This is a genomic window from Planococcus sp. CPCC 101016 (assembly GCF_007859295.1).
In the GTDB taxonomy this organism is placed as follows: Bacteria; Bacillota; Bacilli; order Bacillales_A; family Planococcaceae; genus Planococcus.
Window position 1 is genome coordinate 1,006,403 of the sequence record NZ_VOHB01000002.1, and the last position, 26,725, is coordinate 1,033,127.

At 42.5% G+C, this 26,725-nt stretch carries 20 protein-coding genes; 17 read left to right on the forward strand and 3 right to left on the reverse strand.

The genetic code is table 11. The annotated features are described in order from the left end of the window. Positions 1-88 precede the first annotated feature (88 nt). Complete coding sequence (locus tag FQV26_RS04640; protein ID WP_146556195.1) at positions 89-2,206, forward strand: LTA synthase family protein; 2,118 nt, start codon at positions 89-91, stop codon at positions 2,204-2,206. A gap of 34 nt (positions 2,207-2,240) precedes the next feature. Here the strand turns inward: FQV26_RS04640 and FQV26_RS04645 are convergent, their stop codons facing one another. Then, complete coding sequence (locus tag FQV26_RS04645) at positions 2,241-3,455, reverse strand: stalk domain-containing protein (protein ID WP_261384262.1); 1,215 nt, start codon at positions 3,453-3,455, stop codon at positions 2,241-2,243. 470 nt (positions 3,456-3,925) lie between these two features. On the opposite strand from FQV26_RS04645, the gene FQV26_RS04650 reads away from it, so the two are divergent. From FQV26_RS04650 to FQV26_RS04680, 7 genes are all read left to right on the forward strand, one after another. Continuing rightward, complete coding sequence (locus tag FQV26_RS04650) at positions 3,926-4,945, forward strand: GNAT family N-acetyltransferase (protein WP_146556196.1); 1,020 nt, start codon at positions 3,926-3,928, stop codon at positions 4,943-4,945. 232 nt (positions 4,946-5,177) lie between these two features. Continuing rightward, positions 5,178-5,666, forward strand: coding sequence for a VanZ family protein (locus tag FQV26_RS04655; RefSeq protein ID WP_146556197.1), 489 nt, complete (start codon positions 5,178-5,180; stop codon positions 5,664-5,666). Positions 5,667-5,844: 178 nt separating this feature from the next. After that, on the forward strand, positions 5,845-6,078 hold the full coding sequence (locus FQV26_RS04660; RefSeq protein ID WP_146556198.1) for a hypothetical protein: 234 nt from the start codon (positions 5,845-5,847) through the stop codon (positions 6,076-6,078). A gap of 135 nt (positions 6,079-6,213) precedes the next feature. Further along, positions 6,214-7,338, forward strand: coding sequence for a right-handed parallel beta-helix repeat-containing protein (locus FQV26_RS04665; RefSeq protein WP_146556199.1), 1,125 nt, complete (start codon positions 6,214-6,216; stop codon positions 7,336-7,338). Positions 7,339-7,625: 287 nt separating this feature from the next. Continuing rightward, positions 7,626-8,597: a UDP-glucose 4-epimerase GalE gene (gene galE, locus FQV26_RS04670; RefSeq protein WP_146556200.1), complete on the forward strand. Its 972-nt coding sequence runs from the start codon at positions 7,626-7,628 to the stop codon at positions 8,595-8,597. Between the two features lie 327 nt (positions 8,598-8,924). Next, positions 8,925-9,890, forward strand: a complete 966-nt coding sequence (locus tag FQV26_RS04675; protein ID WP_146556201.1) for a glycosyltransferase family 2 protein — start codon at positions 8,925-8,927, stop codon at positions 9,888-9,890. A gap of 47 nt (positions 9,891-9,937) precedes the next feature. Next, positions 9,938-11,401, forward strand: coding sequence for a lipopolysaccharide biosynthesis protein (locus FQV26_RS04680; protein ID WP_146556202.1), 1,464 nt, complete (start codon positions 9,938-9,940; stop codon positions 11,399-11,401). Positions 11,402-11,923: 522 nt separating this feature from the next. On the opposite strand, the gene FQV26_RS04685 is transcribed toward FQV26_RS04680, so the two are convergent. Both FQV26_RS04685 and FQV26_RS04690 read right to left on the reverse strand, forming a co-directional pair. After that, entirely contained in the window at positions 11,924-12,922 is a 999-nt protein-coding gene (locus FQV26_RS04685) for a GNAT family N-acetyltransferase (RefSeq protein WP_146556203.1), read from the reverse strand. Between the two features lie 137 nt (positions 12,923-13,059). Further along, positions 13,060-14,070, reverse strand: coding sequence for a GNAT family N-acetyltransferase (locus FQV26_RS04690; protein WP_315898432.1), 1,011 nt, complete (start codon positions 14,068-14,070; stop codon positions 13,060-13,062). 309 nt (positions 14,071-14,379) lie between these two features. Here FQV26_RS04690 and FQV26_RS04695 point away from each other — a divergent pair, with 309 nt between their 5' ends. The 9 genes from FQV26_RS04695 (at position 14,380) to fcl (ending at position 26,718) form a co-directional block, all read left to right on the forward strand. Beyond that, positions 14,380-15,501 carry a right-handed parallel beta-helix repeat-containing protein gene (locus FQV26_RS04695; RefSeq protein WP_146556205.1) on the forward strand — a complete coding sequence of 374 codons (1,122 nt, stop codon included), beginning with the start codon at positions 14,380-14,382 and terminating at the stop codon, positions 15,499-15,501. A 196-nt stretch (positions 15,502-15,697) separates the two neighbouring features. After that, complete coding sequence (locus FQV26_RS04700; RefSeq protein WP_146556206.1) at positions 15,698-16,609, forward strand: glycosyltransferase family 2 protein; 912 nt, start codon at positions 15,698-15,700, stop codon at positions 16,607-16,609. Between the two features lie 565 nt (positions 16,610-17,174). Beyond that, positions 17,175-18,653, forward strand: coding sequence for a lipopolysaccharide biosynthesis protein (locus FQV26_RS04705; RefSeq protein ID WP_146556207.1), 1,479 nt, complete (start codon positions 17,175-17,177; stop codon positions 18,651-18,653). Positions 18,654-18,691: 38 nt separating this feature from the next. Next, on the forward strand, positions 18,692-19,843 hold the full coding sequence (locus FQV26_RS04710) for a DegT/DnrJ/EryC1/StrS family aminotransferase (RefSeq protein ID WP_146556208.1): 1,152 nt from the start codon (positions 18,692-18,694) through the stop codon (positions 19,841-19,843). A 17-nt stretch (positions 19,844-19,860) separates the two neighbouring features. Then, positions 19,861-20,751, forward strand: a complete 891-nt coding sequence (rfbA, locus tag FQV26_RS04715) for a glucose-1-phosphate thymidylyltransferase RfbA (RefSeq protein ID WP_146556209.1) — start codon at positions 19,861-19,863, stop codon at positions 20,749-20,751. Positions 20,752-20,763: 12 nt separating this feature from the next. Continuing rightward, a complete protein-coding gene (rfbB, locus tag FQV26_RS04720; RefSeq protein ID WP_146556210.1) occupies positions 20,764-21,780 on the forward strand; it encodes a dTDP-glucose 4,6-dehydratase in 1,017 nt (338 codons plus the stop codon). A 48-nt stretch (positions 21,781-21,828) separates the two neighbouring features. Beyond that, positions 21,829-23,946 (forward strand): protein kinase family protein, encoded by a 2,118-nt coding sequence (locus FQV26_RS04725; protein WP_146557763.1) that lies wholly within the window; start codon positions 21,829-21,831, stop codon positions 23,944-23,946. A gap of 21 nt (positions 23,947-23,967) precedes the next feature. Then, positions 23,968-25,443, forward strand: a complete 1,476-nt coding sequence (locus FQV26_RS04730; RefSeq protein ID WP_146556211.1) for an MOP flippase family protein — start codon at positions 23,968-23,970, stop codon at positions 25,441-25,443. Between the two features lie 324 nt (positions 25,444-25,767). Further along, entirely contained in the window at positions 25,768-26,718 is a 951-nt protein-coding gene (fcl, locus tag FQV26_RS04735) for a GDP-L-fucose synthase (RefSeq protein ID WP_146556212.1), read from the forward strand. Positions 26,719-26,725: the final 7 nt, after the last annotated feature.

The window sequence follows — 26,725 nt, forward strand, 5'->3', positions numbered from 1 at the left end:
CGGAATCACATGTCATTATGTGCTGTAGAGCATCGTTAGAAAAAATATCAATCTTCACGATCAACAACAATAGAAATGAGTGTTTAGGGTGGATAAAATATTAAGTTTTAAAAAAATAGCCGTTTGGCTGCTGACGCTGTTTTTCATGGCGGGATTGCCGCTGGTGACGCTGTATGCCAGTGAACAGCTGATCCGGGAAGTGGTGACTTTGCCCCTGCGGGAGTGGATGTCGGAGTTTCCGGAACGCTTTATGGTGAATGTGCTGCTGGTATTGGCGCTTTTCAACCTGCTGTATCTGTTGCCGAGAAAATGGTTCATGTTCACGAGTCTCTTGATGAGCGGGCTTTTGATTGTTTTTGCTTATGCCAATAAAGTTAAAATGGAACTGCGCAGTTCGCCGATTTCCGTCGGTGACTTTGCTTTGCTTAAGGAACTTGGTGGACTCGAACAGCCGATTGGTGTCAATACACCGCTTTTAGTTGGTATTGGATTGGCCTTTGTCGTGCTGACTGTGCTCATTTTCTTTGGAATACCGAAATTGAAGGAGAACTGGTTCATCAAAATTGGTGTTTTTCTGATTTCTGTATTGTTCCTGGTGATGCTGTGGACCGATAAGCCGGCTTCGCCGATGGAGAAGGCGCAATTCGAAAATACGTGGTGGAAGCTGGAGCTGGCTTTGATGCGCAATGGCGTCTTCGGGAATTTTGTCATGTTGGCCAAGCAGTCCAATATAGAACCGCCTGATGGGTTCTCTGCAAAAAACATGAAAGGTCTCGCGGAAAAATACGAGCCGGCTGAAAGAACTGCTGAAGAAAAGCCAAATGTTATTTTCCTGATGAGCGAATCGTTTATTGATCCTTATTCTTTCGGCGAAGAGTATTTTGCCGAAGATCCAATACCGAACTTCCACCGTCTATATGAGGAATCGCTGCATGGCGGCATGTACTCATCTGAATTTGGCGGAGGTACGGCCAATGTGGAATTTGAAGCGTTGACCGGTTTCAGCATGCAATTTATGCCGGCCAATTTTGTCCCTTACCAATTGTATGTGACTCAACCCTTGCCATCTGCTGCATATGCTTTTAGAGAAGCGGATTACGAGACGACGGCGATTCATTCTTATTACGGCTGGTTTTATCAGCGCGAATCGGTTTATCGCCAACTCGGCTTTAACCGATTCATCTCAGGGGAATTCATGGACCTGGATCATTCCAATGACGCCGGAAAAGGATTTCCAAAAGACAAGCATATCACCAATTCGATTATGGCAACTTTGGACGAAACAGAAGGCCCTGATTTTATTCACGCAGTGGCAGCAGAAGGCCATATGCCGTATCACAAGACCGAACAATCGGAATTTCTGAAGTCTGATACCTTGCCTGACGATACTCGGCAATACTTAAATAATTTCACTGAGAAAATGCATAGCATCGACCGGGAGCTCGGCCGCATGGTGGAATTGATTGAAGCGCGTGATGAACCTGCTATCGTCGTGTTTTTTGGAGACCATTACCCGTCTTTCCCGGATAACGAAGCGGTCTACGGAACGGAGGGTACGCAAGTCGCCAACGATCTGCTGGGGGATTACGATGATTTTATTGCCACCCATAAAGTGCCTTATTTCATCTGGAAATCCGATGGCAATAAACCCGCAGAACTGGACGTAACACCAAACCAATTCAGTGCACTCGCACTTGAGATGGCCGGCGTTCAAGGAACTACGGTCACGGCCATACTTGACGAAATGCGTGAGCAGGGGAATGCGGTGATTCCATATAACCAATGGCAGTCGCAGATGGGCAGTCAAACTCAGGAAATGAAAGATTTGCAGATGATTCAATACGATTTGCTGCATGGCAAACGCTATTCGGAATATTTGATGCCGGAGCTGGTCAGAACGCCGTCCCCGGATTATCATCTGGGACTGTATCCTGAAATGAATGCGCAGAAAGTTGTCGAGACGCCCGAATCGTACGAACTTTATATTGAAGGCGCGCCGAGATTTTCTGAAGTCCTCATTGATGGAAAACCAATCGCCGCAGAATGGCAGACAGTTGAGCAGGGCTTGGCCGTATTCAGCGTTCCAAAACAGCAAGTGGAAAGAGATGCTGAAATTCAAGTGGTGGTTTATAATTCCAGAGACGCTGTGTTACGAGAGACAAATGTATTTACAATCGAAGAAACTGTTGAAACGAGCAGACAGTAAAAGCAGCGGCCAAGTTTTTCTTGGCCGCTGCTTTTTAATAGGATTCAATTACTTCGATCAGTTTTTTTCCGGAATACGCCCCGTCAGCCGTGATACGCTTTAATTCGAAAGGCGCTGAGCTTTGGGTATTCACGCCGCTGCTTACGGTGAAGGCAAGTTTGTAGCCTGCTTTTTCTGCCAAGCGAATTGTGTCCTCAGAATAATCACCGTAAGAATAGCTGATGGCTGTGACTTCGGTTCCCAGGTTTTCTTCAATGGCATTTTTCGATGCCATAAAATCAGTATAGATCCGGTCTTCAAATTCTTTCTGCGTTTCCAGTCCCTTGTCAATTTGTGTAGGACTGGCAATTACTCCTCGATTTTGTCCTTTGGTATTTAACTGTTTTGAATGCGAATCCCATGTGTGGCTCTGGATGCTGATGGTTCCCGCCATTTCCCGGGCCTGCTGCCAGGAAATCTTCTCATACTCATCAGCTGTAAACCCATCGTTTTCAAAAATACGGCTGGCGATGACGTAGACGCTTGCTTTCATGTCAAGTTCTTTCAGGACGGGAAAGGCTTCTGTGTAATTGCTGATATAGCCATCATCAAAGGTGATGAGGATCGGTTTTTTCGGAAGAGCGCTAGTTTGTTCAACGTAATTCAGTAATTCGTTTTCGGTTATGCACGTATATCCGGCTGATTTCAAAGCCAGCATATGTTCTTTAAACCGTGCTGGATCAATGCTGATGGTGTCATTTCGACCAGGTATCAAAATGTGGTACATCAATACCGGAACTTCCAGAGCAGCGATATCGTTGCTCACCTCAATAATTTCAGGAGAGGTAATGGAAATGACATTGGACTGGTCGCCCCAAACGATCTCTTGACCGAAGTTCTCGGAGAGGAAACCCAGCGGAATCAATGTTCTGCCATCAATGATGATGGGTGGAGCAGCAATTGTTATGGCTTTTCCATTGATTACAGCGGTATTTTTTCCAACCGTCAACTCGATGGTGTCAGAGCCGAATTTCGTTGTTATTTTTTTGGATTTGTCCTCCCACTCGACTGAAGCGCCCAGTGCTGTAATTGTCTGGCGAATCGGCACCATCACTCGGCTGTTTTGACTAACAGGTGGAATGTCATATTCCACTACGCTGCCATCCTGATAAACCAGGATGGCAGCGTTTTTTTCTACTTGAAAACTGTAAAACCAGAAGCCGATGCCAGCTAGAAATAAAATACATAAAACAACTGCGAATTTTTTCATTTTACAACACCGGTATGCATATATATAACTAGTCCTCTCTTTAGTTAAATAGTCATGTAAAATGAGTATCTTCTAATAATTGTATATTGTCAACAAGAAAATAGGTATTTATAGGTATATTCATTTTAAATAACTAATCCTTTTAACCTTCATAAAAGGATGGAAATTCAATCTTAAGACTATGAGTGAGTTCTCCTGACGATAAGGCAATCTCAAATAATAGGGTTGAATCTGGTCATTGTTACGAGTTCCCCTGAGCACTGAAGAGAGTAGATAGGTCATTTACGGTATGTCGTAAATGAAGAATAATTAAAATAATCTAAAAAATCTGTTTTTAGTGGTAGATAATTTGTAGGACTATGATAAACTATCTAAATAAAGAATGGAATTGTAAACAGATGGAAATTCGTATGTGATAAGTCTGCCTTTGCTTCTAAGAAAGCTTGGGTATAAAAGGAGGCATCTTCGAGGTGCATGATATTTATTTTGAAAGAAATTACGGTCGACTTTATGAACAAATCGAACGGGGCCGGTGTGAGATATTTGAATTCCACCATCCGTTGGGAAACGTCCGCCATATGTTTATCAAACGTCTCATTCCTGTGTGCATCAACGAAGAAGCATACTATGATCTGAGTACACCTTACGGCTATGGGGGCCCTGTCATCACCGATTGCGAAGAAGTGCATAAATGCCAGTTAGTTCAAAACTTCCACGATGCTTTTGAAGCATACTGCCAAAAAGAGAACATCATTTGTGAGTTTGTCCGGTTCCATCCTTTGTTGACGAATGCCCAGGATTTTCGTAGCTGCTATGAATTGACATTCCGCCGTTATACGACGGGGACCAATTTAAAGGACTATGACAATCCAGTGAAATCGGAATTTTCCAAGTCCAAGCAAAAAAGCATCCGGAAAGCTTTAGAGGCGGGAGTAGACTATCAAGTAACAATGAATCCTTCTAGCCTGGAAGAATTCAAGCAAATCTATTACGCGACTATGAAACGGAAAAATGCCGATTCTATTTATTATTTTAACGACGAGTATTTCGATGATCTCCTGAAGTATTTCGGTGAGCATATTGTTCTTGTGAAAGTGCTTTATAAGGGAAAAGCCATTGCGATGGGGCTGAATCTGATCTATGGGAAAATCATTCATATTCACCTTTCTGGAACTTTAGATGAATATCATCATTTATCCTCTGCTTTTGTGATGCGCTATGCATTGGCCTTATGGGGGAAAGAACACGGACTGGATTTGATTCACGAGGGCGGAGGCATAACAGGAGAAATTGATGATCCATTGTATTTGTTTAAAAAGCAGTTCGGAAAAAATACGGAATTCACGTTCTATGTCAGCTACAAAATCTGGAACCGAAAGATTTACGAGTTGCTGTGCAAGACAGTAGGAACAGAAATGCATGCCGACTTGTTCCCGGCATACCGCTCAACAGCCACAGTTCGAGACCAGGTAGGCATGAAAAATCAGTAAAGTTTTTCAAAACGAAAGTCTGCGTTCCATAGCAGGCTTTTTTGTTGCAGATTCTACTGGACGGTCTTACGAAGCCTATGGAAGTGCCGTACTAAAAGCTAGGATGTACGTGCTGTACTTTTACCTTACTACTCGTTCAGTGATTCAAAAAGCCAGCTTCCGCTTTACCGACAGGATGCTATAATGGAGCTTAGTGGATAGAAGACGACTTTGACAGTAAAGGATTTGTGATATGACTGTATATAAAAGTATTTCATGGATAGCGGCCTTCTGCTGGATGGCTGTTATTTTTTATCTTTCTCATCAACCGGGCTCTGCTTCGAGCGATTTGAGCTCAGGCATCGTAGCAACGCTATTGAATTTTATTGATCAGGTAGCGCCATCTTTGGAGTTTGACGTTGAGAGCTTCCATACCTTTGTCCGAAAGAATGCTCACTTTATCGCCTATTTACTATTGAGCTTGTTAAGTTTAAATGCCTGGAGAAGCAGCGGGTTGCGTGGACTGAAACAACTGGTCTTAGGATTTGGCATGTGTGTATTGTTTGCAGTGACGGATGAAATCCATCAATTATTCATTGAAGGACGGAGCGGAGAAACTAGAGATGTATTGATTGACAGTGCAGGAGCTGCGTTAGGAGCTGTAATTTATCTAGCTTTGGATAAAATATGGTGCTTAAAAGGTCGAAAAGACAGGAAAAAGCAGATAAAGACAGAATTCTGACAAACCGTTCTAACTGTATTGAATCAATAGATGGGTTAGGTTTCAATTTATTGGTACATATGAAGCTAGTAAATACCGAAAATTTAGCGTAAGATGGTATGAATCAACAGAATAATGGAATTGTAAGGAGTAGAACATTTATGACAGCAATCGGGTTATACAGCAAGAGGTGGACCGTATGTGGGCGATAATAACGGGCGGTTTTATGTTCACTATGGCCATTCTTTTTTCTTTAGGCAAAGCGAGTTCAAAAAGAGAAGATGTTGCCCAAAATCATCGGGAAGAATTGCTTGCGCGCAGTAAAGACAGCGGAGCAGAAGCGATAATAATCGAACCGTCAAAACCGGAACCGATCGAACAGCATCAAAAAAATAATGAAAGCAAAACACCACATCCCTCGGAGCAGCTCTGAGAATGTGGTGTTTTTTAGTACTAATTTCCCTATTAAACCTTTATAATTGAATTTTCAGACATCAAACTGTTATTTTAAGCCTATATTATGTATGATAATAGATAAGATTATTTTGGATCGAAGGAGGTGATTGGCATGAAAGCAAAAACATTTGGTTCTATTCTGCTAATACTTTTAGGTATTGCTGGATTTAGTTTTCTCTTTTTGATGGTTGAAAAAATGACTCAAGGAGATGATGCAAAAGACAGCAGCGAAAGTTACAGTGCCAATCTGGATGAAGCTGTTGACAAGACAACAGAAATTCAAAAAGCCATTGACGATACACCGGCCGGAGGGACGCTTGAAATACCGCCAGGCGTTTACAAGCTTAGCAAGAACCCCGATCTTAAAGCAGTAACCGGATACGGCGACAGCTATTTTGCCCTGAAAATTTCAAAGCCGATCACGATTCTGATGGAAGAAGTGATATTCCAAACGGATACAGATGATGAATATGGGGTGTTTTGGGTCAATGAAACTGAAGATGTGCACTTAAAAGGCGGATTTTTGATGGGAGAGCGTTTGCCGGAAGATGGCTACCTGACTTCCCATATCGCCATACTGTTTCTCTATACGGACAATAGCACGATCGAAGACACTTATATGAAAAACTTTTCCCAAGGCGTGCACCTAAACCATTCTGATCACAATATTGTCCGAAAAGTAACTTCGGAATTCAATTACGGATCGGGAATCATCATCTTTGATTCAAACCAAAACCTCATTGATTCTTGTGTCGTGCGAAATTCTGGTGACGGTCATTTATCTTTGTATGGAGGTGGCGAAGATAACCATGTGCTCAATTGCATGGTTACTGAAGACCGCCCAGGCTACGACGATCAGCAGGGAATCACAGTGGAAAGTGAAACCGGCAGCTTAATTGAAAACAACACGGTCAGTGGATTCTATTATGGCATCGATGTTAAAAATGCTTCGGAGTCCAATGTCATCGAATCGAATATTGTCTTCAACAATGAATACAATATCGCTGTACGCGGCGGCGATGGCGGCGAAAATCTCCAGCTGCCAAGCTATGACACGCAAATCCTGAACAATATGGCTGTAGATCCGCGGGATAAATCTTCCTATGGAATTTATGTCGACGCTGGTGATGGCCATGTTGTTATCGGCAATACCGTGAACATCGGCAATTTGGTCCTGCCGGAAGAAGACATGGCAGTATATGAAAGCCAAAACTATTTTGTGCCGGAAGAAGACTGAACACGTTTCCTGCTGAGCCGCAAGCAAGGGCTTCGTGGAGACGTGTTTTTTGTGTCAATCACTGTGCGGCACGAGGTGCGGAAAAGAGAGAGCGAGGTGCGGAAATCGCCCTTTGAGGTGCGGACTTTGCGGTTTGGGGTGCGGTTAAAGCAGCTCGAGGTGCGGTATAGGGTAAATAAGGTGCGGTCTGCAGTTTTTAATAAAATAAATCCTCCGGAAAAATTTCTGCTAATGGTACAATTGGTAGTATTCGTATCTTTTAACAGACAAAGGAGGAAAAAAGATTTATGGCAATATTAGTTTGCGGCGGCGCAGGATACATTGGCAGCCATACCGTCAAGGAATTGGCGGATGCATACGAAGTAGTGGTACTGGACAATTTGACAACCGGTTTCGAACACTTGATCGATGACCGGGCGACATTCGTCAAAGGCGACTTAGGTGACCGGGCAGTATTGGATAAAATTTTTACTACATACAGCATCGATGCAGTATTCCATTTTGCGGCCAATAGCTTGGTTGGCGAATCGGTGGAAAATCCGCTGAAGTATTACCGCAATAACGTCAGTGCAACTTTAGTGCTGTTAGAGAAGATGATTGAGCATGGCATCAAGCGCTTCATCTTTTCTTCAACAGCCGCCACTTATGGCATACCGGATAGTGATTTGATTACGGAAGAAACTGCCACCAAGCCAATCAATCCATATGGACGTTCGAAGCTGATGGTCGAGCAGGTTTTGGCGGACATTGCACGTGTTCATGACTTTCAATATGTCGTGCTGCGCTATTTCAATGCTGCAGGCGCCCATGAATCAGGAGAAATCGGAGAAAGCCATGATCCTGAATCGCATTTGATTCCTATCGTTTTGCAGCACCTTCTTGGACAGCGCCCGAAAATTTCTGTATTCGGAACAGATTACGAGACGGCTGATGGTACGTGTGTCCGGGATTATATTCACGTGACAGATCTAGCGCGTGCCCATATCCTGTCCTATGAAGGAATGGCCAATGGCAAAATTGCTAATGAAACCTATAACCTGGGCAACGGAGCAGGCTATTCAGTCAATCAAATCATTGAAACCTGCCAACAAATATCGGGAAGACAGGCTGTCGTTGAATACGCTGCAAGACGCGCAGGAGATCCAGCTACTTTAGTTGCTTCTTCCGATAAAATTGGTGGAGCTTTAGGCTGGACCCCCGCTTATGATTTACACGCTATTATTTCCAGTGCTTGGTCCTGGCATTCAAAACAGCAATAATTCATAAAACTTCTTGAGTCGCTTTAGCACTCAAGGAGTTTTTCTTATTTTATTGTTTCAGCTCTTGCATTAAATCAAATTTAAAACAGGAAATTACTTGAAATGATAATTTACTATTAAATTTTTGTAAACTAAATATTATTTTCGAAATAATACGAATTATCTATATTTATAACTTATTTTTGTGATAGAATGTTAAAAAGATGGCGGAAGTGAGTATAAAGTATCAGTTTTGCTCATTATTCGTTCTCTTTCACCCTTTTAGGCAAATCCATTCCCTTTTGTCGCTATGATGCGTTGAATTTAAATTATAGAGGAGTGACTCTCATGCCAACTACCCCAATGGTCAGCATTGTCTGCACCAGCTACAATCACGGCGATTATCTTGCGGAAGCAATCAACAGCTTCCTGATGCAAAAAACTGATTTTGAAGTTGAAATTCTAATTTACGATGATGCCTCAACCGATCATAGCCCTCGAGTGATCAAACAGTACGAAAACCAATACCCCACTCTGATTAAGCCTATTTATCAAACCCAAAATCAATATTCAAAAGGTGTCCGCGTTGAACTATTCAATCACAACAGAGCTGCTGGAAAATACATTGCTGTCTGTGAAGGTGATGATTACTGGACAGACCCTTATAAATTGCAAAAGCAGGTCGATTATATGGAAGCCCATCCTGCCTGCAGCATGACTGTCCATGCAGCGGACCGGGTTCTCTCTGATAAGAAGAAAGTTCTTTCCACTGTTAGACCTGAACGCCGCAATACGATTTTGTCTGTTGAACGTGTAATAGAAGGCGGAGGAGATCTGGTTGCCACAAATACGATGGTGTATTCAAAAGAGAAAGTTCAACTATTAGCGCCGTTTTACTTGAATGCGGTGGTGGGCGATTACCCACTGGTCATCTTGGCTGCACTTCGTGGGACAGTCGATTATTTGGATGAGAACATGTCGGCATACCGGGTAGGGATCGAGAGTTCGTGGACCGAGCGTGAACTGGCGACCAGCATGAAACGAATCAATCATTATCATGATATGGAAAAAATGTTCGATGAAATCAATGAGTATACCAATTACAGATACAATAACGCACTAACTAAAGCGAAACGCGGCTATCAGTTTTCGCTTTTATGGGAGCAAGGAAAATTTAACGAAGCGAAACGGGGAGAGTACCGGGAAGTCTATCTAGAGCTTGGAAAAAAGCGGCGTGTGTTGCTTGAAGTAAAGCGCTTTTTCCCGAATCTGACAGATAGTATACGAAAAGTGAGATGGAAATTAATCCAGTAAGTACGACTGTATATAAGGCAGAAGACTGGGGGATAGGAGACCGTTAAATGGAACCACAACCTTCATTAAAAAAGAAGACAATTGGCGGTCTGCTGTGGAGCTTCGGTGATTTGATCGGCAATCAGGGCATCCAGTTCCTCATCCAGATCATTTTGGCACGCATGCTGCTGCCTGAACATTTTGGGCTGATTGGAATGATCCTTGTATTTATTGCGCTGTCCAATTCGATTGTTGACAGCGGTTTTACTCAAGCTTTGATACGGGAACGCAATGCCACACAGACGGATTATTCGACCGTTTTTTATTTTAATCTATTAATATCTGTACTCATTTACTTGCTTTTGTTCGCTGCGGCACCGGCCATCAGTAATTTTTTCGGTGAACCGCAGCTGGTATCGCTGGTGAGGGCATTATCTCTTGGAATTATCATCAATTCGTTAGCCATCATTCCTAAAGCGATGTTCGCTAAAGAAGTGAATTTCAAAGCACAGGCAAAAATTAATCTGAGCTCCAGTATATTATCAGGATTTATCGCAGTGGGACTAGCGATGACAGGGTATGGCGTATGGAGTCTGGTAATGCGGCAATTATCGATGAACGCCATCCAGTCCTTGCTTTTCACTTTGTCTAAAAAATGGATTCCTTCATTGGTTTTCAGTATTGTTTCGTTTAAGCGCTTATTCGGTTTTGGTTGGAAACTGCTCGTGTCAGGATTGATTGATACTTTCTATACGAATGTCTATTTTCTCATTATCGGCAGACAGTATTCCGCGACTCAGCTCGGTTATTACACAAATGCTTCCCGTTTCAGTGAAATCGTCTCACAGAATTTGGCTGCGACAATCCTGCGGGTGACCTACCCAGTTCTCAGCAGTATCCAAGACGAGCATGAGCGATTAAAGCAGTCTTATAGAAAGATTACTAAGCTTGCAGCATTTCTCATTTTTCCTGTAATGGTAGGCATGGCTGCAGTAGGAGAGCCTTTGGTGCTTCTGGTATTTGGCGAAAAATGGACGCCTATGGTCCCTTATTTCCAATTGCTGTCGATTGCCGGGATGCTGTATCCGATTTTGGCGTTGGATTTGAGTATCTTTCAGGTGAAAGGACGGTCCGATCTGTATCTGCTATTGGAAATCATCAATAAACTATCGTTGACTGTCTTGCTTTTCCTGGCAGTATGGCTAGAATTAGGCGTCACCGGATTGATCGGCGCTGCTATTTTGAATACCTACTTGGAGTTCTTCGTCAACAGCCATTTTTCCAAGCGGGAAGTAGCTTATCCAGCTACAGAAAAACTGCGCGATTTGCTGCCGGTTTACTTGCTGTCGTTCGGAATGGGGACTGCCGTGTGGCTGCTTGGCGGAATGTTGGAGACAAGCACTTTCATCCAATTACTGCTGCAAATTGCTGCTGGAATCCTGTTTTACCTAGTCGCTTGCCGACTCGCGAATATCACAGAATTGAAAACGGTCTATGGATTGATAGTGCCTCTCCTAAAAAGAATTAAATAAGTTACCCTTCGATCAGCCGGTGAAGGTTTCATTTCAAAATAAAAACAAACGGAAAGCAGTAAAACTGCTTTCCGTTTCAGACTGTAGACAAAGTCTAACCAAAATGAATAGAGGTGCATATCCCCAACCGGTCCGGCCACTTCGCGTTCCGTGGGCTCAGCTTCAGCCTCCTCGTCACTGCGTTCCTGCGGGGTCTTCAGCTTTCGCAGATTCCACAGGAGTCTTCGTGGCCAGACCGGTTGGAACGTGTTGCTTTAATCAAAGGAAGAAGCCGCTAGTCAGTTCCTCCCAGCAAACCTGGTCACCCTTGACGCAAGAATCCGGAGCGCAAGGCGGCGACTCCAGCGGGAAAGCGAAGTGCCGAAATCCACTCGGACGTCAGGCCGAGTTAGTTCGGCGCGAGCCCGCGGAACGCGTCCGCCTGGAGCGCTGGATTCGATATCAATACGATGAAATAAGTAGTTATTCGTTGGATGAACTATTTATTCTTTTGTCTACAAGCTCAAACTGCTTTCCGTTTGTTCAAGTTGAGATTCCTTCCTGCCGATATGCCGGAAAAAAGTCAGTATTGGAATCGGAGTCTGTCAGGTCGGTTAATTGCCGGTAGATTTCTTCATTCCAGATTTTATAGCCAATGTAATAGCTGAATTCCGTATTCTTGCCAAACTTCTTTTTGAAGAGATAAAGCGAGTCATCAGGTGCGGTAGTAAGTCCGCCGCCGGAATGAATCAGTTCAACTCCGCGTTCTTTTGCCCATAAGACAATCGCATAAGTCATCACGTAGACAGGGGACAGGTGGTTGTACTCAGAAAGGCTGCCTGACAGATGGGTGTGTATGACCGGACCGGAGCGGAAATGCAGTTCTGCACCAATAACTTGGGACTCATACAAAGCTTCCACTAAGATGAGCTCTTCCCCAAAGTGTTCTAGGCAATTGGAAAAGTACGTATCATCAAAAAAATAAAGAGGATCTGCGCCGATTCGTTCCATCGTTTTCAAATAGATGTCTTTAAATTGATCTAAATTGTCAGGGTTTGCTGTTACCCGATAAGTTACACCTTCCCGTAAAGCTTTCCGGATTTTCTTCCGTGTGGAGCTGGAGAATTCCTCCTGCACCGGATTTTTAAACCCTTTTAATGTAATGCCTGTGGTATGGCGCCTGAAGTGAACTTCGTAACAGGACGTGAAATCCTTTGCATTGCCTTTGAGTGGATGAAAGCGGACAAATTCACTGACGATGTTGTGCTCTATGCAATAAGCGTTGAAGGCTTTGCAAAACCGGGCGACCAATTCTTTCTTTTGCCCCTTCACAAACAGCTCAGTTATGGTAGGTCCGCCATAGCCATAGGGAGTAGTGAGGTCATAATATTCCGTGTTTTGATGCTGGATAGGAATCTTTCTTTTGATGAATTGATGATAAATAGTCCCAAGTTCGTCTATAAAATTAAAACTTCCACAAACTCCATCTTCAATGGATTCATAAAGTCGGCAGTAATTTTTATTTGAGTACAAATCATTCAAAGGAACCCCTCCTTATATGTTGCAACTGATTTTATGTTGCGAGCCCCATAATAATACAGCCCATTAGCACCTAGAGGAAATAAAAAGAAAGAAGCGATAAATTCTTCGCTTCCTCCTCTGTCTAAAGACTGGAATGATCAATTTGATACTTTCTCCAGTTTCTTTTGTCGGTAAGCAGGGAAGAACTCTGTTTTCCTGCTTACTTTGACTTGTTCGCACAAGGCGTCATAAACAGAGTCGTTCCATATTTTAAAGCCGAAATAATATTCGAATTCCGTATTTTTTCCGAATTGCTTTTTGAATAAAAATAAGCTATCTTCGGGATCTTGAGTGCGTCCGCCGCCGTCATGGATTAGCGATATGCCATTGTCTTTACCCCATAAAGCAAGTGCATACTGCAATACATAAGCGGGAGACAAGTGATGATATTCTTTTAATGTCCCGGAGAGATGGGTATGGATCAAGTCGTTGTAAAAGAAGCTCAACCCCATTCCGATAATTTCATCTTCGTAACTGACTTCGGTCAGCAAAATGTTAGCGCCAAAATAACGGAGACAATCAGAAAAATATTCATCATCGAAATAGTAGATGTCGGCTGCTTTGTTGCGATCCATCGTTGAGTAGTAAATGCGTTTAAAATCTTTTAAATCTGGTGGGTTAATGGTGATGGAGAATGAAACACCGCTCTTGAGGGCTTTACGTATATTTCTTCTGCAGGATTTAGAAAACTCATTCTGCACCGGATCATTGTACGCCTGCAAATTCGTTCCTGTTGTATTCCTCCTATGTATGATTTCATAGCAGGATTTAAAATCTTGAGCGTTTGAAAAAACAGGATGGAACCGGACCGATTCACTGACGATGCGATTTTCCTGGCAATAGCTCTGGAATGATTCTTGAAAAAGCTTCGCCAACGCTTCTTTGTTTTCTTCAGAAACACCACTCATCAATGGTCCGCCGTAGCCATAAGGTGTTACCAGGTCAAAATAGGATTCTCCCTCAATTTTGACAGGAATCTCTTTTTTAATAAATTGATGGTAGACCGTTCCGATGGTATGGGTAAATTCAAAAACCTCGCAGTTTCCTCCTTCAATTTTCTCGTATAGCCTGCCATACTTTTTTTCGAAAAATAAATCACGCACATGCATACCTCTTTTCTTTGTGAAGGATAAATAAGTTATGTAATATAACTAAATTTTCTAATAAATTGATACTCATAATGATTATAGCGGAAATAATAGGGAAATGCGAGGACAAATCCAACTTTATTATCCAACTAATTGGAAGAAGCCATGAATAATGGGATAGAATAAGGAGGTAACTGGGTAATATTTAAAAATAAATAGTATTCAGAAATATGTGCATTTTTAGAATTATTGACTTATACTGAATGTATGTAAGTTAATCAAAGTGTTGAAAGGTCAATATGGTACTGATTAAAGGGGAGAATGTCAAAGATGACCAATAAAATGACTCGTTGGTTTTTATATTTTTTAGGAATCTACGGATTAACCCTTGTTTTTTTTATGGGAAAGGATTTTTTGTTTTCTGAAGAACAGATAGATGCAAAAACACAATTTGGAGCAGAAGGTGACGGCATGACTGATGATACGCAGGCCATTCAAACGGCAATTGATGAAACCCCGATTGGCGAAACTTTACGTATTCCGGCGGGTCTTTATAAATTAAGCAAGAATCCGGATTTTAAAGCAATTACCGGATACGGTGAAAGTTATTTCGCTTTAAAAATATCAAAGCCAATCACTATAATTATGGACCAGGCAATTTTTCAGACGGAAGCGGATGGTCAATATGGTGTGTTTTGGGTTACCGATACAGCAGATGTGCATTTGAAAGGTGGTTTCTTGATCGGTGATAAAATGCCTGAGAGTGGATCGCTGGTTTCTAATATCGCTATTTTGTTGCAAGACAGCCAAAAAAGTTCAATTGAGAATGTTTATACCAAAAATCATTCCCAAGGAATCCATCTTCATCATGCCAATGATAATCTTATACGAAATGTGACCAGTGAATTCAATTACGGTTCCGGCATCATCAACTTTGCATCGGATTATAATACGATTGAATCTTGTATTGTCAGAAATTCCGGAGATGGACACCTGTCTTTATTCGGAGGCGGTAAACAAAATCTCGTTAAAGGATGCGTTGTAACAGAAGATCGCAAAGGGTTTACAGATCAGCAGGGCATTACAGTGGAAAGTGAAAAGAACAGCATTATTGAAAAAAATACAGTGAGCGGCTTCTATTATGGAATTGATATCAAAAACGGAGCAGACTCGAATACAATCAAAGGCAACTTGACCTATAACAATGAATACAATATTGCGGTGCGGCCAGGTGATGGGGGTAATAACTTGATGACGCCGAGCCATAATATCAGTATCATCAATAATTTGGCTCTCAATCCTCGTGAAGGTTCAGAGCGGGGAATTTATATTAATATCGGAGACGGACACGTTATCCGCGGGAATACGGTGGAAGAGAATAACCTCATTCTGCGGGATAAAGAATTGAGAGTCAGGTATCAGAAAGCTAACTTTCAAATTTCAGATAAGTAAAAAACAGAAATTTACACCAATGTAAATTTGTTGTCAATTTATCTGAATAATACATTTAATCTTGTTTTCTGTGCTAGAATATGAAAAACAACAGGAATGTAGCTGCATCATTTAACGAAATCTCTATAAAGGGATTTGAGTTGTGCATGATAACTGATGACAAAAACTTACTTAATCGAAGAGGAGTCTGTAATTTATGGCAAAAGAGATAATGGTGAGTATCGAGTGTACCAGCTATAACCACGAAGATTTTATAGCTGAAGCCTTGGACAGCATGCTGATGCAGCGAACAAACTTTGCTTATGAGATCCTGATCCATGATGATGCATCTACTGACGGGACAGCGGACATTATAAGAAGGTATGAACAAAAATATCCGGAAATCATCAAACCGATCTATCAGACAGAAAATCAATATTCAAAAGGTGTCCTTGTAGAGTTATTCAATCACGAACGAGCAAGAGGCAAATACATGGCTATTTGTGAAGGTGATGATTATTGGACGGATTCAAATAAATTGCAGAAACAAGTGGATTACATGGAAGCTCATCCGGAATGCAGCATGTGTGTGCATGCAGCTGAACGGGTCTCTGCTATAACCAAAAAAACGGTTTCCGCCATCCGGCCGAGTCATAAAAACAGAATCTTTTCAGTAGAAGAAGTGATTGAAGGTGGAGGTGACTTGTTCGCTACAAATTCAATTGTCTATTCCCGAGAAAAGATGCCCGAGATGCCGGAATTTTATTTGAATGCAACAATTGGTGACTATCCATTGGTCATCTGTGGTGCGTTAAATGGAACAGTTTATTATATAGATGAAAACATGGCAGCTTACCGCGTAGAGGTCAAGGGATCTTGGACTGCCGTTCAGGTCTCTGACGTCTCCAAAAAGCAGGAACATCTGCAGGAAGTCGCAGCGATGTTGGATGAGATAAATGTCTATACCAACTACAAATATGATCATGTCATCAGCCGAACAAAGAGGCGGGATCGTTTTTATATTTTGCTTAAGCAGCTGCGGATAAAAGAGACCTTGAAAAGAGGGTATCGCCAGTTTTACATGAAACCCGAATTCTTCAGAAGGGTTTTTAAAAGAATTACCATTTGAAAGTGATGGAATTATAAAATGACAAAGACAGTTTCAAAGCTCAGTAACAAGAGCTTTTTGGAACTGTTTTTTTGTTTTCTTGTGTTAAATCGACGTTTTTAAAAGATAAATTGGCATAGAGGAAATTTGCCGATTCTATAAGTAGAAATTACCAGTCAGTTAGCAAGATTGTCCTATAAAAGCTTTTGAAAAAATGCTTTGATGATTTTTACAAGAAATAGGAAGGATATAACAATTACATAAGACATCTTACGCGGAATTTTGACGAAAGAATGCTTCATTTATCTTTTTGGCCATAGATAGTGGAATAATTTGCATAATAAAAATAAAAAAATAATCTAAATTATCTGTTATTTATGACTTATAGTATGTTAGAATGAAAATTAAGAATGAGAAATAAGCACAAAGTAGCGTATCTGAAATGGAGGTTAATTTATTTTTTTAAAAAAAGATGTCATATACCTATATTTTTTATGGGAGCATTAAACTGAATTGAACTTTCTGAACATTAAGACGTTATATAGGTTGATCTGCAGTAAAAGTTTTTTTCGTTAGGAGCCGGCAGATGAAACAGGAAAATTCATTGAAGAAAAAAACGATCAGCGGCTTGCTTTGGAGCTTCGGGGATATGATGGGCAACCAAGGGGTCCAGTTCATTATCCAAATCATCTTGGCGCGTCTATTGGCACCTGAAGATTTCGGAATAATCGGAATGATACTGGTGTTTGTGGCACTTTCGAATTCCCTAGTCGATAGCGGCTTTACGCAAGCGTTGATTCGTGATCAAAAAGCCAACCAAACCGATTATTCGACAGTTTTCTATTTTAACTTGGCTGTATCCATCTTTATTTATGGAGTGCTGTTCTTATCGGCGCCGCTCATCAGCAACTTCTTTGATGAAGCACAATTGACTTCAATTGTCAGAGTGCTGGCCTTAGGTGTCATCATCAATGCATTCTCAATCATTCCAAGAGCGATGTTCACCAAAGAAGTAGACTTCAAAGTGCAGGCGAAAGTCAATATGGCAGCAAGTGTGCTTTCTGGAGCAGTGGCAGTCGCAATGGCGCTGATTGGCTTCGGTGTATGGAGTCTTGTGGTTCGAATGCTGGCATTGAATGGAGTTCAAGCTCTAATGCTGATGTTCTACAGAAGGTGGCGGCCCTCACTGGTTTTCAGCACAGTGTCGTTCAAGCGGTTATTCGGTTTTGGATGGAAGCTGCTCGTTTCAGGGCTGATTGATACGGCTTATAACAATGTTTATTACCTCATTATTGGAAAGCAATATACTGCCGCATCTCTCGGATATTATACGAACGCTGCGAAATTCAGCGATGTCGCAACACAGACTTTAACTGCAACTATTCAACGAGTGACGTATCCGGTATTGAGCGGAATCCAAGACCAGGAAGAAAGGTTGAAGAATAGCTTCAAAAAAGTCATCAAGCTTTCGGGGTTTCTGATCTTTCCGATTATGGTGGGAGTGGCAGCAGTCGCAGAACCGTTGATTTACTTGATTTTTGGTGAAAAGTGGATGACCATGGTCCCTTATTTCCAACTTTTGTGCATCGCCGGCATGTTGTATCCGATCCATGCCTTAAATTTAAATATCCTCCAGGTAAAAGGCCGCTCTGATTTATTTTTGTATCTGGAAATTATTAAGACCATCGTTCCGACCGTACTGATTTTCCTTGTCATCTGGATGGATTGGGGGCTCACTGCTTTAGTCGCGACCGTTGTACTTGATTCACACATTTCCTTGTTCATCAATATTTACTTTTCAGGGCGGGAGATTTCGTATAGCGTCAAAGAACAGATTCGGGACTTGCTGCCAATTTATGCAATTTCCCTTGGAATGGGAGCTGCAGTTTATGGACTTGGCCAACTTGTTTCTTTTCCAGCGGCTTTGACCATCCTTGTGCAAATCGGAATTGGAATAGTGCTCTATATTGGGATATCCAAACTGTTGAAAATTGAAGAATTCGATACGGTCTATGATTTGCTGGTACCTGTAATAAAAAAGATAAAACCCGCTAAGACGGGCTGATTCATGGAAAAAAGTTTTGTATCTTGGGAGGGAATGTAATGGCTAAAACTTTTGAACAACCGATTTATGTGACGCGCCCATTATTACCGGATATTTCAGCTGTCACTGAACGCATGAAGACGGTATGGGACAGCAGACAGTTGACAAATTTTGGAGCGCAACACGATGAATTGAGCAGTCAGCTAAAAGAATACCTGGAAGTTGACCACATCTCCATGTTCTCTAATGGGACCTTGGCATTGCTGCTTGGCTTAAGAGCTTTAAATCTGACAGGCGAAGTCATTACGACACCTTTTACATTTCCTGCAACTGTACAGGCGTTGGATTGGAACAACCTAACACCGGTGTTTTGCGATATTGATCCGGTTAATTTTAATATCGACGCCGATAAAATCGAAGCGCTGATCACTGAAAAGACAAGCGCCATTCTGGGTGTCCATGTTTTTGGCAATCCGTGCGACGTCGAAAAGATCCAGGCGATTGCTGATAAGCATAAGCTGAAAGTGATTTACGACGGCGCCCATGCATTTGGTTCCAAAATACACGGCGTTCCCATTAGCAGCTTCGGTGATATGACAATGTTCAGTTTCCACGCAACGAAGTTGTTCAACACAGTTGAAGGAGGGGCCTTGACCTACAGCGACCCATCTCTCGACAGGCAATTGGATTTGTTGCGAAATTTTGGAATTGTTAATTCTGAGGAAGTGGCATTGTCCGGGCTGAACGCTAAGCTGAATGAAATCCAAGCAGGGGTCGGTATCGAAGTGCTCAAAGTGGTGGAAGAAGAACGCAGTAAGCGCCACGCCATCAAAAGAGCATATGAAAAGAATTTAGCGGACATTGAAGGCATTCGGGTTTTGACGACTCTTGAAGATAAGTCCAGCAGTTATCAGTATTTTGTCATTGAAATCGATGAAGCGATATTTGGGCAGTCGAGAGACACGGTGCACCAAGAACTCCAGAAATACAATGTGTTTGCGAGAAAGTATTTCTATCCTTTGTGCAGTGATTTTGAATGGTACGGCGAGTTGCCGTCTGCGCGCCCGGAAAATCTTCCGAATGCACAAAAGGCTGTTCAACAGGTGTTGGCACTACCATATTACGGTGACCTGCCGATCGAATCAGTCGAAGCGATCTGCGGCATTATCCGCGAACTTCATGTGACACAAAAAAGCCTATCTCAAATTTAAGAAATGAGGGATCCATGATGAAAGGAATTATTTTAGCTGGTGGAACGGGATCACGCCTTTACCCGTTAACTAAATCGATTTCAAAACAAATGCTGCCTGTATACGATAAACCGATGATTTATTATCCGCTGTCCGTCCTTATGCTTGCGGGAATCAAGGAAATCCTCATCATCTCAACGCCAAGAGACATTTCTGGATTTCTAAGTTTACTCGGCAATGGACAAAAACTTGGCATCAAACTGGAATATGCAATTCAGGAAGAGCCAAATGGATTGGCCGAAGCGTTTACGATTGGTGAAAGCTTTATCGGTGATTCGCCAGTGGCGCTGATTCTCGGAGACAATGTTTTTTACGGATCGGATTTTGGGAGCCGCCTGCAAGAGTCGGCAGAACTGACAAAGGGCAGCATCATCTTCGGCTGTCATGTAGCCGATCCGAGAGCTTACGGTGTTGTTGAAGTAGACGAGGAATTAAACGTCGTCTCCATCGAAGAAAAGCCGGAACATCCAAAGTCCTCCTATGCAGTTCCAGGCCTTTATTTCTTTGACAACCAAGTGGTTGAAATTGCTAAAGGAGTAGCGCCTTCACCGCGTGGGGAAAAGGAAATTACCTCCGTAGTCGATGAATACTTGAAGCGCGGCGAACTGCAGGTCAATGTCATGGGCCGTGGCTTGGCTTGGCTCGATACTGGGACGCACGAAGCCTTGCTGGAAGCTTCTAATTTCGTGGAAGCTATCCAAAAACGCCAAGGTTTGTATGTTGCCTGTATTGAAGAAATTGCTTATCGAAGAGGCTATATCAGCCAAGCGCAATTGATTGAATTGGCGCAGCCGTTGAAGAAAACGGATTACGGTCAATATATGTTGGATATTGCGGCTGAAAAATCGCTTTTGCCGAATAACTTATAAAGGGGCGCCTCCATGGAAAATGTACTTGTAACCGGCGGAGCAGGCTTTATTGGAGGGAATTTTGTCCAATACATGGCTGATAAGTATCCGCAATATCATATATACAATTTGGATTTTTTGACTTATGCAGGAGACCTAACGAAGCATCAAAAAATTGAAAACAAACAGAATTACAGCTTTGTCCATATCGATATCGCTGACCGGCAAACGGTCAGCGAATTGTTTGAACAGGTCGATTTCGCTTATGTTATCCATTTTGCGGCAGAAAGCCATGTCGACCGGTCCATCACGGATCCAGAAATCTTTATCCGGACCAATGTCTTGGGGACGCAAGTACTGCTAGATGCAGCCAAGCGAGCGAATATTAAAAAGTTTGTCCATGTCTCAACTGATGAAGTTTACGGAGAACTGGATTTTGATCCGGCAACTTTCTTCACAGAAGAAACACCGCTTCAGCCGAACAGTCCTTACAGTGCCAGCAAAGCATCATCGGATCTTTTAGTGAGGGCGTATTACGAAACTTACGGCTTGCCGGTAAATATCACCCGCTGTTCGAATAACTACGGACCTTATCATTTTCCTGAGAAGCTGATTCCATTGACCATTTCCCGGGTGTTGAACGATCAGAAAGTGCCGGTTTATGGCGATGGAAAAAATGTCCGTGACTGGCTGCATGTGTTGGACCATTGTGCGGCGATTGATCTGGTGATGCATAGTGGCGAAATTGGTGAAGTCTACAATATTGGCGGCCATAACGAACAGACAAATCTTGAAGTGGTGCGCACCATTATCCGCGCGCTGGGTAAATCGGAAAACTTGATCGAATTTGTTGAAGATCGCTTAGGGCATGATAAGCGATATGCGATCGATCCGACAAAAATTGAGCAATTGGGCTGGCGGCCTGTCTATGATTTTGAAGCGGGAATCGCCCAGACCGTTGACTGGTTTCTTGAAAACAAGGAATGGTGGGAGCAAATCATTAGCGGCGAATACCAGCAGTATTTTGATAAACAGTATGCGCGCAAATGACGAAATGCGCATTGTCATGTATGCCGGTGGATAAGGGGGAATTAGGTGATGGCGATTCAGCCGACAGTCAGTGAATATATAAGGGCTTCGTATCCGAAAAACCAGGCAGTAAAAATCCTGGAATACAATGCTGAAACCAGCAATCTGAAAAATCAGTTAGCAGCTTGGGGCTACGATAACTTTCTGGGTATCTGTACAACAAGAAAGCCAGAAGGCAACCGGGATCCCGATTTGTATTATACAAATGAAAAGACCATAAGCTATAAAAACAATGCTGAAGTGCTGATTTTGAACAAAGCTGATTTTATGGATCTAAAGAATGCGTTTCATTCTTCAGCTGATCTGATTCTTTTTATTCCAGCTAAAGTCATCGATCGTGCAAGCTTTCTGCCTTTATGGGCTTATAAATTAGCCCGGAAGAAAAAGTGGGAATTTCGCTTTGAAACCTTTTCTGGCAACTCTGAAGAAACCCGGACTGGCATCGTTTTCAGGCGGAGCCACCGAAAGGAAAAAGCGGCTCGGCAATATTTATCGCCAGAACTTGGACTTGAACGTTTTTTTGGAATTTTAAATGAACGAAAACTGAACTATGTTATATTGCGCTGGTTTGATGAACTTCCTTTCTTGGAACTTGACGAAGACGTGGATCTGTTGATATCAGATGATCACATTGAAACTGTGCGTGATTTGCTTAACGAAAAAGTCGGTATTTTGCCTTTTGATATTTACAGCGTAAGCGGACTGCCGGGCAGCAATTTTAACAATATCGCTTATTATCCGCCCTACATCGCTGAAACGATATTGGATCAACGCGAACGATGGAGCAGCAAGTATTTCGTTCCGTCCAAGCGTCATTATTTTCTCAGCCTGATGTATCACGCGGTCTACCACAAAGGTGAAAAATCTGGCATTCCAGCCAAATCAGGTGGGACCGTAAAGAAGATTCCGCATGATCATGACTATCCTGGAATTCTTCAAAGCCTGGCCAAAGAGACGAATACTCAACTGGATGAAGTCAGCTTGGAATACTTTCATCAATTTTTGGAAGAGGAAGGCTGGGCTCCTTCTACCGACACGATCCGGAAATTGATTGGTGTCAGCGGCGATTGGCTGGAATCTACTATCAAATCGAGTGAACATAATTTTGAAAAAGACGGGGAACTGATGGTTTTTGTTGTACGGGAATGGGCGGAAGAACGCCAATTGACCGACAAAATCATCGACTGGTTCGAACGCAACGGTTTATGCCTGATCCGGGCGGTCAAACTCGACGAAGAGCAGAAAAGAAACGCGGCTCAGAGCATGAGAGGCGGAAATTGGGGGCAGGGTCCATGGCCGGTAAGCGGAGGCAAGCCATCCACTTTGCTGATCATGTATGACTACCATCCAAAACCGCTGAATGCAAAAATGAAGAAAAAATATCCGCATGTCTCGAACGAACATTATTTATTGAAAGAGCAGCTGCGTTCAGAAATCAATTTCACTTTATCGAAGGAAGAACGCGCCAATCCCCTTCACAGTGCGGATGACGAAATAGAGGCTTTAGACTATATTGCTGCAGTTGCACCAGACCTCCTGCAAGAAATCAATGCCATTATCACTGAGTGGGATGAAGCTTACCGGACTGACGAAAAAGTGATAGCCGATGTTTCTGAGAAAAAGCGGCGAGCCAAAGTGGAAGTGATTGAATACCGGGGAAGAAAAGCTGTTAAAAAAACCTATAAGGCCGGCAAGGAACGGTTTCTTGAACGTGAGAAATTTGTTTATGGGGAATTGAGCAAGGAGTGCGAGTTTATTCCGAAACTCATCGATAGTGGGGAGAATTACATTATCATTCCTTATTTGAAAACAAATAGGCTGAAGGAAAGCTGGCATATCAAAAAGCAGATCTTAAAACGAAAGCATAAACAGGAAATTTTCAGTATCAATGAATTTTTCTATAACAAAGGCTATGCGCTGATTGATTTCCATCCGGGGAATATACTGCTGACATCGGAAGGGCTCAAAGTCATTGATTTCGAGTTTCTCTATCGATACGAGCAGCAACCGCCTAACGTTAGAGAATCATTTGACTTGAATGGATTTCCGGAAGATTTTCCGGAAGATAAACCGTACGGCATCTTTCCGAAGCAGCGCCGGAATATGTGGAAAAAGATTTTATACTAAATGTGATTAGAGGAATGGCTTATGGCGTCTTTAAAAAAACAAGCAGCAAATAGCGTGAAGCTCACTTCAATTTCAATGCTGGTAACCAGTGTTCTGCAAATTGCCCAGCTTCTGATTCTGGGGAGAGTGCTGGGACCGGAGATATTCGGGCTGATTGCCTTGGTGCAGATTGTTATTCAGTTTTCACAACTGTTCCTGGAAATGGGAATAACGGACGCCATTATCCAAAAAGAGAAAGTTACCAAAATTGAGTTATCCAGCTTGTATTGGTTTTCGCTCTTTGTCGGGCTGGTCCTATTCGTCGTCTTATTGCTCTCGGCTCCTTTGATTGCCTTCCTGTTTGATGAAACGAGTCTGACTGCCATGATTCAAGTAGTTGGCATCAGTTTTCTGATTTTGCCCTTCGGTCTGCAGTTTCAGACGCTTGCGACGAAAAAATTGGAGTTCGCACAAATTACGAAGAACGAAATTTTGGCGACGGCCATTGGGGTCCTGCTGACTATTTATTTGGCGGCTTTCACCGGTCTTGGCGCTTGGTCATTGGTGTATGGGCATATTGTTACCTCCTTTTTCAGAAGCATCCCTTGGATGATCAGCGGATACCGCGATCCTGAAACCAGACCGCAAGCCATTTTTTCCTGGCCTTCGATCAAAGGATTCGTCACTTTCGGCATGTACCGCCTTGGCTCAACAAGCATCAATTATTTCACAACGAAAATCGATCAAATGATCATCGGGATTACGCTGGGTTCTGTGGCGCTTGGTTATTACAGTATGGCAATGAACTTAATCATGCAGCCGGTTCAAAAGCTGAATTCCATGATCAACCGGGTGGCATTTCCGGTATTTTCGAAAATTCAATTGGACTCAAGTAAATTGCGCAAGGCTTACTTGCTGATTACGAATATGCTGAGCAGCTTTAATGCTCCGTTATTGGCTGGTGTGATTGTGCTGGCTCCTTATGCTGTGCCGCTTTTGCTGGGAGATGAATGGGAGCGGAGCGTCATCATCATTCAAATTCTCTGTCTGTATGGATTGTTCAAAGCCTTGGGAAATCCGAGCGGGAGTTTATTCATAGCGGTAGGAAAAGTGAGATGGAGCTTTTATTGGCAATTATTTCAGTTGGCCATCATTCCGCTCGTCGTATTCCTTGCCAGCTTGTCAGGTGAAATAGTAATTGTAGCAGCGGCGGTCGGTTTGCTGAGGGTATCATTGTTCTATCTCAGCTATTTCGTGCGAATCCGACAGATTATCGGCGACAGCTTAGGTGAGTTGACACTGTCAATCGCTCAGCCGATAGGCAACTCAGCCATTATGCTCGCTATCTTGTATCTTATTAATACCCAGCTGTCAGGTATCGGAACGATTGGCATCATAATTATTGACGCAGCCATTGGCATGCTGATCTATGGGTTGCTGGTGTTTCTGAACCAACGCGAACTGGTGGTGGAGATGAGAGGTTTTTTTCAAAAAAGAACGGTAGTTAAAGAGGGGTGAACAGGGAGGAATTGCTTCGCTGCTCGCATCTTTCACTGAAATTGAAGTGGGAGAGTAAGATTTTTTCACAAAGCAACCAACATTAGGTAGGCGCTTCATTAAATAGTAAACTTTGTCATATAAAATATTAAATAATCAAAATTATCTGTAATATATAGACTATTGTATGGTAGAATAAGAAAATAAAATCGAACATTAAGTATATAGTCTTAGGTCTAAGGGTTATTTTTGGTTTTATTTTTAACTTATCCATACATGGGCACGAAAAGACACCAGCATCCATGGATTTAGACATGGCAGAAGCTGAAAAAAGGTGGGGTATTTATGAACTTAGACTCGAAAATTTACGTAGCTGGACACCGGGGTCTGGTAGGCTCTGCAATTGTGCGGAATTTACAGGATAACGGCTATAACAATCTTGTGTTTCGGAGCAGTCAGGAGCTCGACTTAACAAAACGAGATCAAGTAGATGCATTTTTTGAAGAAGAGCATCCGGACTATGTTTTTCTGGCTGCTGCTAAAGTAGGCGGCATTATCGCAAACAATGACTTTCCTGCAGAGTTCATCCGGGATAACCTGATGATCCAAACGAATGTTATCGATGCAGCTTATCAAAATGGAGTTCAGAAATTATTGTTTCTCGGCAGTACGTGCATCTATCCGAAGCTGGCGGCACAGCCGATGAGAGAGGATTCATTATTGACCGGCGAGCTCGAGCCGACCAATGAACCTTATGCGATTGCAAAAATTGCCGGCATCAAAATGTGTCAGTCTTATAACCGCCAATACGGCACAAATTTCATTTCCATCATGCCGACCAATCTTTATGGTCCCAATGACAATTTCGACTTAAATAGTTCACATGTTCTGCCGGCATTGATCCGGAAATTTCATGAAGCTAAATTGAACAATGCACCAACAGTGGAAGTGTGGGGGACAGGAAAGCCAAAACGGGAATTTCTTTATTCTGATGATTTGGCCGATGCTGCGATTTATTTAATGAACACCTACAGTGGAAATGATTTAGTCAATATTGGCATGGGAAAAGATATTTCCATTAAAGAACTGGCAGAAAAGATAGGCAGAGCTGTAGATTATGAAGGGGAAATTGTCTTTAACACTTCGAAACCTGATGGCGCTCCACGAAAATTGGTTGACGTCAGCCGACTGAAAAGCCTTGGCTGGGAAGCGAAGATTCCATTGGATGACGGCTTGGAAATGGCGTATAAATGGTTTTTAGAAAACGTAGAAGAAAATAAGATGTTGACCAATTGAGGGGGAA